Raw genomic sequence first — 9,822 nt, forward strand, 5'->3', positions numbered from 1 at the left:
GGCTCGGGTCCGTCGGGCGTCGCCGTCACGCCGTGCCGCGCCGCCAGGGCGGTGACCGCCGCCGACCCCGCCACGGAGTGGAAGCCGCCGTCGCAGTCGGTGGCCGACGGCAGGCCCGAGGTGCCGGGCACCGGCATGAAGCCGACCTCGCCCGCGCCGCCGGAGACGCCCCGCCGCAGTGTGCCGTCGAGGACGACCGCGGCGCCGATGCCCAGGCCGAGCCAGAGCAGGACGAACGTGTCCCGGTCCCGGGCGGCCCCGTCGCGCTGCTCGGCCAGGGCGGCGAGGTTGGTCTCGTTCTCGACGCCGACCCGCGCCTCGGGGAACTTCTCCTGCAACGCGTCCATCAGCCGCCGGTGCCACTCGGGCAGACCGGTGGAGTCGCGCAGCTCCCCGCTCGCCGGGTCGATCAGGCCTGGTGCGCCGATGCCGACGGTGTGCAGCCGGTCGGCCCCGGCCTCCTTCGCCGCTCGCTCGACCAGGCTCACCGCCTGCTCCACCGCGGGACCGGTGCCGGTGTCGTCGCCGATCGGCACGTAGCCCTCTGCCAGCACCCGGCCGAGGAGGTCGGAGACCAGCACGGCGACGCCCTCGGTGCGTACGTCGAGGGCGGCGAGGTGGGCGCGGTCGGCGACGATGCCGTACAGCTTGGCGTTCGGCCCCCGGCGCTGCTCGCCCGACTCCCCCGCGACCTCGATGAGGCCGGAGGCGGTGAGGCGTTCGACGAGGTCGGCCACGGTGGGGCGGGACAGGCCGGTCAGCTGCTTCAACTGCCCTGCCGTCAACGGGCCCTCCTGCTGGAGCAGGCGCAGGGCGAGGCGGTCGTTGATGGCCCGGGCGGTGCTCGGGGATGCGGGCATGCCGGGATCCTTCCAGATCGGCGGCGCGGGGGCCCACGCCGGTAATCCCCTATCTATCAGGCAGGGTTCCTGATAGTTTACGCGGCGCGATGACGCCAGGCGGTCCGAGCCGGTGGCGCAGACCCGAGGGAGGGGCCCGAGAATGAGCGCAGTGGTCTACGAGCAGCGCACGGTGCGACGCGCCCGGTATGCCGTGGCGGCCGTGTTCGCCGTGCACGGTGCCGTCACCGGCTCGTTCGCCACCCGCGTGCCGTGGATCCAGGACCACGCCGGGGTGAGCGCGGGCCAGTTGGGCCTGGCGCTCGCGTTCCCGGCGCTCGGCGCGTCCGTCGCCATGCCGCTGGCCGGCAGCGTCAGTCACCGCTTCGGCGCCCGCACCGCCCTGCGCGGCCTGCTCGCCCTGTGGACGCTGGCGCTGGCCCTGCCCGCCCTCGCCCCGAACCTGCTCACCCTGTGCCTCGCCCTCTTCGTCTACGGCGCCACGGCGGGCATGTCGGACGTGGCGATGAACGCGCTCGGCGTCGAGATCGAGAACCGTCTCGACAAGTCGATCATGTCGGGCCTGCACGGCATGTGGAGCGCGGGCGCCCTGATCGGTTCGGCGGCCGGCACGCTCGCCGCCCACCTTGGCTCCGACGCCCGGCTGCATCACGTACTGGCCGCCTCCGTGCTGACCGTCGCGGGCCTGGTCGCCTGCACCTGGGTGCTCGACCTCCAGCCCGCCGAGGACGCGGACCCGCCCCCGAGGTTCGCGCTGCCGCCCAGGTCGGCGCTGCTGATCGGCGCGGTCGGGTTCTGCGCGGTGTTCGCGGAGGGCGCGAGCCTGGACTGGTCGGCGGTCTATCTGCGGGACCAGTTGGAGGCCTCGGCCGGTCTGGCGGCGGCGTGCACGACGGGCTTCACACTCACCATGGCCCTGGCCCGGTTCGCCGGCGACAAGGTGGTGGACCGGTTCGGCGCCGTGCGCACGGTCCGGGTGAGCGGTGTGCTGGCCACCCTCGGCGGCCTGCTCATCGTCGTCGGGGGCCATCCCGCGGTGGCGATGACCGGCTTCGCGCTGATGGGTCTCGGGATCGCCGTGGTCGTCCCGCTGTGCTTCGCGGCGGCCGGCCGCGCCGGCTCCAACCCCAGCCTGGCCATCGCGGGCGTCGCCACCATCACGTACACCTCGGGTCTGGTCGCCCCGAGCGCGATCGGCGGTCTGGCCCAGGCGACCAGCCTGGTGGTGTCGTTCGGACTGGTGACCGCGCTGGCCTGCTGTCTGGTGGTGTTCGCGAAGGTGCTGCGCGCCGGGGACCGGGACCGCCCGAAGATCAGTCCTTCGAACGCAGGAGTGCCCGACCGGCAGTCCTGAAGGTGTCGCTCCACGGCGCCGGACGCAGCGTTCCGGAGTCCAGCCGGACCAGCACCCGGGCGCCGTGGGCGTACGTGGTGGCGCCGTCCGCCGAGCAGAACCGGAAGCCGTAGGTCAGCCCGGTCGCGCCGAGCCGGTCCAGCCAGAGGTGGACGGCGTACGCGCCCGGCCTGGTGACCGGCGCATCGTAGGTGATCGTCAGCTCCTTGACCGCGTTGCAGGCGTCGCCTGCCGCCGCCCAGTCGCCCTCGAAGCGGAAGCCGTGCTCGGTCCACAGCTCGGCCCAGGCGCGCTCGACCATCACCGGGTAGCGGGCGTTGTGCAGCAGGCCGAGCGCGTCCAGGTCGTCGAAGTGGACGGTGACGGGGACGAGCCGGCCGTAGGAGAGAAGGGGCGCGGCGGGGGCTTCGGCGGTCACGGGCGGGGCTCCTGGTCTTGCTCGGCTGTGCTCACGTACGGCCGGCCGTACCTGCTCACGTACGGCGGCTCCTTCCATCCTAAGCGGACGCTCAGCGGCGATCACCGGGAAGGTGCTGGTCAGCGGGGGGGGCGCCGGACGTGGGGCCGTCCGGTACCCCCGACAATGGTGCGGACAGTCCTCACGTACAGAGAAAGCGAAACCTCACCATGGACCTCGGCGTGCGCTGGAAGCTGCACGGTGACGGGCGCACGCCCGCACCCGGAGCGGTGGTCCGCCCCGACGAACGGCTCTCGTGGCCCCGCACGGCCGGGCTCGGCGCCCAGCACGTGGTGGCCATGTTCGGGGCGTCCTTCGTGGCTCCGGTCCTGATGGGCCTGGACCCCAACCTCGCGATCATGATGTCGGGCGTGGCGACCGTCATCTTCCTGCTCGCCACCCGCGGCCGGGTGCCCAGCTACCTCGGCTGCTCGCTCTCCTTCGTCGGCGTCGCCGCGGTGATCCGCGCCCAGGGCGGCACCAGCGCCACGGTGACCGGCGCGGTGCTGGTGGTCGGCGCCGCGCTGTTCCTGGTGGGACTCGCCGTCCAGCGGTTCGGGGCGCGGATCATCCACGCCGCGATGCCGCCCGTCGTCACCGGCGCGGTGGTCATGCTGATCGGCTTCAACCTGGCCCCGGTCACCGCGTCCACCTACTGGCCGCAGGACCAGTGGACGGCGCTGCTGGTGATGCTGTTCACCGGTCTGGCCGTGGTCTGCCTGCGCGGTTTCTGGTCCAGGATCGCGATCTTCCTGGGGCTGGTCTTCGGTTACCTGCTCTCCTGGGCCCTCGACCGGATCTTCGGCAGGATCCACTCGGTGGACGGCAGCGGCAAGCTCACCGACCACTGGCGGCTGGACTTCTCCGCCGTGGGCCAGGCCGACTGGATCGGGCTGCCGTCCTTCCACGGGCCGAGCTTCGAGTGGTCGGCGATCCTGGTGGCCCTGCCGGTCGTCATCGCACTGGTCGCGGAGAACGCCGGACACGTCAAGGCGGTCGGCGAGATGACCGGCGACAACCTCGACGACAAGCTCGGCACGGCGATCTCCGCGGACGGCGTCGGCTCGATGCTCTCCACCGCGGTCGGCGGCCCGCCCAACACGACGTACTCCGAGAACATCGGCGTGATGGCGGCGACCCGCGTCTACTCGACGGCGGCGTACTGGGCCGCCGCGGGCTTCGCCCTCCTCTTCGGCATCTGCCCGAAGTTCGGCGCGGTCGTGGCCGCGATCCCCGGCGGCGTCCTCGGCGGCATCACGGTCATCCTCTACGGCATGATCGGCCTGCTCGGCGCCCAGATCTGGATCAACGCCAAGGTGGACCTGCGCAACCCGCTGAACCTGGTGCCGGCCGCCGCGGGCATCATCATCGGCGTCGGCAACGTCAGCATGGAGTTCACCGACACCTTCTCCCTCAGCGGCATCGCGCTCGGCACCGTGGTCGTCATCACCGGCTACCACGCGCTGCGGGCCTTCGCCCCGGCCCACCTCAAGACGCAGCAGCCGCTGCTGGACGAGGGCACGTCGTCGTACGACGAGAGGACCGGGGACAGCGGCGACGGCGGCGACGGCTCCGGCGACGGGTCTCAGCGCGCCAAGTCGTAGGCGTAGGACGGCGTGAACGTGCCCGGCTTGCCCTTGCAGCCGTCCGACTCCCCGGGCAACTTGACCCACAGGTAGGCGTCGACGCGCCCCATGCCGGTGCTCAGGGTCGGTGCGCGGCCGAGCTTGCGGCCGTCCGGGTCGCACCACTCGCCGTCCAAGGGGGCGCCGTTGCCGTTGCGGCTGGTGTCGATGACGGCGCCCAGGCTCGCGGGGCCGCCGAGGGCGTCGAGGACCGCGCGGTCGTAGGCGACCTCGTCGGCGGTGGCGTGGAAGTTGGAGACGTTGCTGAAGATGCCGTCGGAGGAGGCGGCCGAGGCGGCACCCGCCTGCTTGAGCCAGCCCGCCTGCTTGGCGGGCGCGTGCCAGCCGGAGTGCCCCGCGTCGAAGTAGACCCGGGCGTTCGGGTTGGCGTCCTTCAGCACGCGCCCCGCTCGTGCCAGCGAGGCGAAGCGGTCTCCACGCTCACCGGCGGACATGCACTCGGCCTGGGCGACCGAGTCGGGCTCCAGGACGACGATGACATGGCCCGAGCCCAGCCCGGCGGCGAAGCGGTCGATCCAGTCGTCGTAGGCGTCGAGGTCGGGCGCGCCGCCCTGGGAGTGGCCGCCGCAGTCGCGGTCGGGAATCACGTACGGCACGACGACCGGCACCCGGCCCGCCTCGGCACCGCCCGAGGTGACGGCCCGGACCCGGGAGGTGATGGTCGCGGGCGTGTAGTCGGCGAACCAGACGGCGGCCGGATGGTCGGCTATCCGGGACCGGATGACGTCCTGGCGCGGGTCGCCGGGGTGGGCACGGACCCAGTCGAGGACCTGGGACCCGGGGTGCCGGTAGAGCCGGGTGGAGGCCGCGGCGGCCCGGGGCTTCTCCTTCCCGGCCTTCTCGGACTTCCTCCTCGGTGAGGGACTGGGACTCGCCTTCCTCGCCGACGGGGAGGGCGAGGCGGAGGCCGACGGCAACGCCGACGGGGACGGGGACGGCACGACGGGCAGGGACTGCAGCGGCGGTGACCGCGTCACCTCCGGCCGGGCCTCGTCCGCTCCGCCGCCGTCGCCGAGCGCGGACAGCATGCCGGTCACGGTGCCCACCGCGACCACGACGGACGCCGCCGCGACCATCGCGCCGCGACGCGCGGCACGTCCGCGCTCGGCCCTGCGAGCGGCCAGGCGCCGGGCACGAAGGCCTGACACGTGTGGTCCCCCTCCCCCGCGCGGCGGGCGCGTTCCCCCGTTCTGGGGAAGCGTCGGGCCCGCCGGCACTCCCGCCAGCCTAAAGCTGCGAACCTGCCGCCATGGCGCACTGCGAACAAGTCCCGGCGGCCGTCCGGACGGTGGACACGGTCCTCTCCCGGATGCGCGCCCTCGACACGACGCTGCCCGCCCGGGACGGGGTGGCCGTCTTCAACCGCGTCTACCTGGCCGTCACGGAGGCGGTCGACCGGCACATCGACACCGGTCGCTTCCCGGACGCCCGGGCCGCGACCGCGCTGGACGTGCGGTTCGCGGAGCGCTACCTGGCAGCCCTCGACGCGCTGGAGGACGGGCACCGGCCGCCCGCCTGCTGGCGGCCCCTGTTCCAGTTGCGCCGCCATCCCGGCGTACGGCCGCTGCAGTTCGCGCTGGCGGGCATCAATGCGCACATCGGCCACGATCTCGCGCTGGCCGTGGTGGACACCTGCCGTACGCTCGACTGCGAACCCGTCGAGCTGGAGGACGAGTTCGACCGGGTGGGTGATCTCCTCGTGTCGCTGGAGGAGCGCATCCGCGACGAGCTGATGCCGGGCCCCGACCTCCTGCAGATCGCCGACCCGCTGACCCATCTGCTCGGCTCCTGGAGCCTGGAGCGCGCCCGCGACGCCACCTGGGCGGCGGCCCGCGCGCTGTGGGCGCTGCGCCGGCTGCCCGACGTCGCCGGGGAGTTCACCGAACGGCTGGACGCGGCGGTGGGCTTCGCGGGCCGCATGCTGCTCACCCCGCTGCCGGACTGATCATTCCGGCGCTCCCGGTGCGCGCTCGGAGGACCTCCCGTGCGACCGCTGTACGTTGAACTCTCGGGCACCATGCGACATCGCACCCCGGCTGCGAAGGAGCACCCAGGCATGACAACGCGGCTCGGACTCGGCCTCCCCCAGATGCGGCAGTACGACCTCGGCAAGGACGTCCCCGACGTGGCCCGCGCGGCGGAACGGCTGGGCTACGAAAGCCTGTGGGTCTTCGAGCGGGCCCTGTTCCCCGAGCCGGCCACCCAGGGGCTGTACGGCATCGAGGGCCTGCCCTGGCCGGACGAGTACCGGAACGTGGCGGAGCCGCTGGTCACCCTGACCCTCGCCGCCGCCGCCACCGAGCGGGCGGAGCTGGGCTCCAGCGTCCTGGTCGCCCCGCTGCACGTTCCGTTCCAGCTGGCGAAGGCGCTGGCCTCACTGGACGCGGCGAGCGGCGGCCGGGTCGTCGCCGGCTTCGGCACGGGCTGGTCCCACGACGAGTACGCGGCGGCGTCCGTGCGGCCCTTCGCCGAGCGCGGGCGGGCCCTGGACGAGCTGATCGAGGTGTGCCGCGCGGTCTGGGGGCCGGACCCCGTGGTGTACGACGGCGAGTTCACGAAGATCGCGTCCGCCGTGGTCGGCCCCAAGCCCGCCCGGCCGATCCCGGTCCTGCTGGCGGCGGGCAGCGGCAGGGCCCGGCGCCGACTGGTCGACCACGCCGACGGCTGGCTGCCGAACGCCCTCGGCGCCGAGGCCGTCGCCGAGCAGTGGCGTCAGCTGCGGGACCTGGCCGCCGAGCGCGGCCGTACGGAGCCGATCCGGACGGTGCTGCGGGTCAACGCCCGCTACCGGAAGGCACCCCAGGACCCCTCCGGCCGACGCCCCTTCCACGGCGACGTCGACCAGATCGTCGAGGACCTCGCCGCACACGCCGAGATCGGCCTGGACGAGATCCTCCTCGACTTCCAGAGCACGGCACGGGACGCCGAGGAGCTCAAGGACATCGCCGCCGAGGTGTACGAGAAGGCGCGGGCGAACGGGATCTAGCCGGCCAGGGGATTCCGTTCGGACCAGGCCGGCTCAACGACTCCCCTAGTCCTCGGGGAGCTCGACCGGCGCGATCTCGTCGTAGACGTCACCGGGGCCCGGGTTGGTCGAGTCGGTCTCCCCACCGAAGTGGTGCATGACGCCCCAGACCGCGTTCAGCGCGGTCTGGACGGCGCCCTCGGCCCAGCCGGCCGTCCAGGAGATGTCGTCGCCGGCGAGGAAGATGCCCCGCTTGTCCTCGGGCAGCTCCTCCTGCATGAAGTGCGTGAACAGGCGTCGCTGGTAGCGGTAGTGACCGGGCAGGTTGGCCTTGAACGCGCCCATGAAGTAGGGCTCGTTCTCCCAGGAGACCGTCACCGGGTTGCCGATGATGTGCTTCCTGATGTCGACCTTCGGGTAGATCTCGCCGAGCGACTTGAGCATGACCTCCATCCGCTCGTTCGCGGACAGCGGGAGCCACTTCAGGCTGTCGTCGCACCAGGTGTAGGAGAGGCAGATGACGGCGGGCTTGTCGGGTCCGTCGTCGAGGAGGTAGGTGCCGCGGGTCATGCGGTCGGTGAGCGTCATCGACATGACGTCCCGGCCCGTGTCCTCGTCCTTGTCCAGCCAGAAGGGCCGGTCGACCGGCACGAAGAGCTTGCTGGACTCCATGTAGTGGGTGCGCTCGATCGCCGTCCAGTGGTCGATCGGGAACAGCGAGTCGTCGCAGGCGATCTTCGACAGCAGCATCCAGGACTGGGCGGTGAAGATCGCCGCCTGGTAGGTGCGGATGTCGCCGTCGGCGTCGGTCACGGTGATGCGGTTGCCGGCGGTGCGGGTGAGCCGGGTCACCGCCGGGCGCGGCTCGCCGTCCAGGTGCAGGGACTTCAGCGAGGTGCCGTGGGACCAGTGGACGATCTTCTCCGGCTCGCGCTCCCAGAGCCGCAGCGGCAGTTGCTGGGAGCCGCCGACGATGCCGCGGTGGTGGTCGTCGGCCTCGGTGTAGACGACGCGGAGGATCTCCAGGATGGAGTTGGGGAAGTCGGTGTCCCAGCCGCCGGTGCCGAAGCCGACCTGGCCGAAGATCTCGCGGTGGCGGAACGACTTGAAGGCCTCCGAGTCGCAGAGGAAGCCGTAGAAGGTCTGGTTGTCGAACTTCTCGACCAGCTTCGCCCAGATCTCGCGGATGCGCGGGACGTCGCGCTCGCGCAGGGCGCGGTTCATGTCGGAGAAGTCGGCGCCCTCTTCGAGGCACTTCGCCCAGGCGTCGGCGACGTCACGGTAGACCTGGGGCAGGTCGGCCAGCGTCTCGGCGTAGTGCGACTCGCCCTTGAGGTCGACGACGGTCGAGGGCGTCGCCTCGGCGAGGGGGTTGGGGAACGAGCGGGTCTCCAGTCCCACCAGGTCGATGTAGTGCTGGAGGGCGGTGGAGGACGGCGGGAAGCGCATCGCTCCCATCTCGGCGGTCAGGGCGGGGTCGCACCCGTCGAACCCCACGGTCCGCAGTCGCCCGCCGATCTCGTCGGCCTCGTACACGACGGGCTTGAGGCCCATCTTCATCAGCTCGTAGGCGGCCACGATGCCGGACAGCCCGCCGCCGATGACCGCGACCTCGGTGCCGTGCTCGGTCGCGGGTATCTGGCCGAGACCCGCCGGGTGGGCGAGGAAGTCGTCGTACGCGTACGGGAAGTCCGGCCCGAACATGGTGATCGGCGGCTGCTGCTCGTCTGCGTGCTCGATCGCGTTGGGCACGGTGGACGTCATGGGGTCGGGCTCCTTGCACAGGTGGAACAGGGTGAGGGCTCGGGGCTCGGGACTCAGACGAGGGGCCCGTAGAGGCCGGGGCGGCGGTCCTTCAGGTACGGGTTGGCCTCGCGGGAGGCGGCGAGGAGGACCGGGTCGACGTCGCCGAGGACCAGTTCCTCGGCGCGCCCGGCCCGGGCACGGGCGGTCCCGTCGGGTCCGGCGAGTGCGGACAGCCCGACGAACTCGAACTCGCCCTCCCGGCCGACGCGGTTGACGTACGCCACGTACATCTGGTTCTCGAAGGCCCGCACCGGCACTACGGACTCGGCGACGAACTGGAACGGGTGCATCTGCGCGGTCGGGACGAGCAGCAGGTCGGTGCCGGCCAGGGCGTGGGCGCGGACGTTCTCCGGGAACTCCACGTCGTAGCAGATCATGAGGCCGACGGTCACCCCGTCCAGCTCGGCCTGGACGACGGGCTGCTCGCCGGGCGTGAAGTGGTCGCGCTCGAAGCAGCCGAAGAGGTGGGTCTTGCGGTAGTTCGCCACTCGGGTGCCGTCGGCGGAGATCAGCTGGACGGAGTTGAAGACACTGTCGCCCGCGCGCTCCGGGTAGCCGTACGCGACGGCGAGGCCGTGGCGTCCGGCGATCTCCGCCACGGCGTCGGCGGAGTCGCCGTCGGCCGGCTCGGCCAGGACGGCGACGTCGTCACCGATCGCGTACCCGGTCAGGAACAGTTCGGCGGTGACCAGCAGCCCCGCCCCCGCGGCGGCGGCCCGGCCCGCGGCCTCGTC

At 72.5% G+C, this 9,822-nt stretch carries 9 protein-coding genes; 4 read left to right on the forward strand and 5 right to left on the reverse strand.

Features of this window, described 5'->3' with window-relative positions:
• The coding region (locus EBH09_RS05755; RefSeq protein WP_153182613.1) for an ROK family transcriptional regulator at window positions 1–860 on the reverse strand (860 nt) is incomplete at its 3' end.
• A 142-nt stretch (window positions 861–1,002) separates the two neighbouring features.
• On the opposite strand from EBH09_RS05755, the gene EBH09_RS05760 reads away from it, so the two are divergent.
• Window positions 1,003–2,214 carry an MFS transporter gene (locus EBH09_RS05760; protein WP_121745873.1) on the forward strand — a complete coding sequence of 404 codons (1,212 nt, stop codon included), beginning with the start codon at window positions 1,003–1,005 and terminating at the stop codon, window positions 2,212–2,214.
• Here the strand turns inward: EBH09_RS05760 and EBH09_RS05765 are convergent.
• Window positions 2,174–2,632 (reverse strand): thioesterase family protein, encoded by a 459-nt coding sequence (locus tag EBH09_RS05765; protein ID WP_121745874.1) that lies wholly within the window; start codon window positions 2,630–2,632, stop codon window positions 2,174–2,176. The genes EBH09_RS05760 and EBH09_RS05765 overlap by 41 nt on opposite strands.
• 209 nt (window positions 2,633–2,841) lie before the next feature.
• Here EBH09_RS05765 and EBH09_RS05770 point away from each other — a divergent pair, with 209 nt between their 5' ends.
• Entirely contained in the window at window positions 2,842–4,275 is a 1,434-nt protein-coding gene (locus EBH09_RS05770; protein WP_121745875.1) for a solute carrier family 23 protein, read from the forward strand.
• Here EBH09_RS05770 and EBH09_RS05775 read toward each other — a convergent pair.
• The gene (locus EBH09_RS05775; protein WP_121745876.1) at window positions 4,257–5,393 is read right to left on the reverse strand and encodes a glycoside hydrolase family 6 protein; all 1,137 of its coding nucleotides are present in this window, start codon (window positions 5,391–5,393) and stop codon (window positions 4,257–4,259) included. The genes EBH09_RS05770 and EBH09_RS05775 overlap by 19 nt on opposite strands.
• A gap of 173 nt (window positions 5,394–5,566) precedes the next feature.
• On the opposite strand from EBH09_RS05775, the gene EBH09_RS05780 reads away from it, so the two are divergent.
• Both EBH09_RS05780 and EBH09_RS05785 read left to right on the forward strand, forming a co-directional pair.
• On the forward strand, window positions 5,567–6,262 hold the full coding sequence (locus tag EBH09_RS05780) for a DUF5995 family protein (protein WP_121745877.1): 696 nt from the start codon (window positions 5,567–5,569) through the stop codon (window positions 6,260–6,262).
• A 111-nt stretch (window positions 6,263–6,373) separates the two neighbouring features.
• Window positions 6,374–7,303, forward strand: coding sequence for an LLM class F420-dependent oxidoreductase (locus EBH09_RS05785; protein WP_121745878.1), 930 nt, complete (start codon window positions 6,374–6,376; stop codon window positions 7,301–7,303).
• 45 nt (window positions 7,304–7,348) lie between these two features.
• Here the strand turns inward: EBH09_RS05785 and EBH09_RS05790 are convergent, their stop codons facing one another.
• Window positions 7,349–9,046, reverse strand: coding sequence for an NAD(P)/FAD-dependent oxidoreductase (locus EBH09_RS05790; protein WP_121745879.1), 1,698 nt, complete (start codon window positions 9,044–9,046; stop codon window positions 7,349–7,351).
• A gap of 53 nt (window positions 9,047–9,099) precedes the next feature.
• A partial coding sequence (locus tag EBH09_RS05795; protein ID WP_121745880.1) for a carbon-nitrogen hydrolase family protein occupies window positions 9,100–9,822 on the reverse strand: 723 nt, incomplete at its 5' end.

It is taken from the genome of Streptomyces sp. E2N166, assembly GCF_003671715.1.
In the GTDB taxonomy this organism is placed as follows: Bacteria; Actinomycetota; Actinomycetes; order Streptomycetales; family Streptomycetaceae; genus Streptomyces; species Streptomyces thinghirensis.

What these genes read in the sequence shown, in the direction of transcription:
- EBH09_RS05780 (WP_121745877.1), top strand. Translation starts at nt 5,567, where the DNA reads ATGGCGCACTGCGAACAAGTCCCGGCGGCCGTCCGGACGGTGGACACG.
- EBH09_RS05775 (WP_121745876.1), bottom strand. Translation starts at nt 5,393, where the DNA reads ATGGTCGCGGCGGCGTCCGTCGTGGTCGCGGTGGGCACCGTGACCGGC.
- EBH09_RS05770 (WP_121745875.1), top strand. Translation starts at nt 2,842, where the DNA reads ATGGACCTCGGCGTGCGCTGGAAGCTGCACGGTGACGGGCGCACGCCC.
- EBH09_RS05790 (WP_121745879.1), bottom strand. Translation starts at nt 9,046, where the DNA reads ATGACGTCCACCGTGCCCAACGCGATCGAGCACGCAGACGAGCAGCAG.
- EBH09_RS05760 (WP_121745873.1), top strand. Translation starts at nt 1,003, where the DNA reads ATGAGCGCAGTGGTCTACGAGCAGCGCACGGTGCGACGCGCCCGGTAT.
- EBH09_RS05785 (WP_121745878.1), top strand. Translation starts at nt 6,374, where the DNA reads ATGACAACGCGGCTCGGACTCGGCCTCCCCCAGATGCGGCAGTACGAC.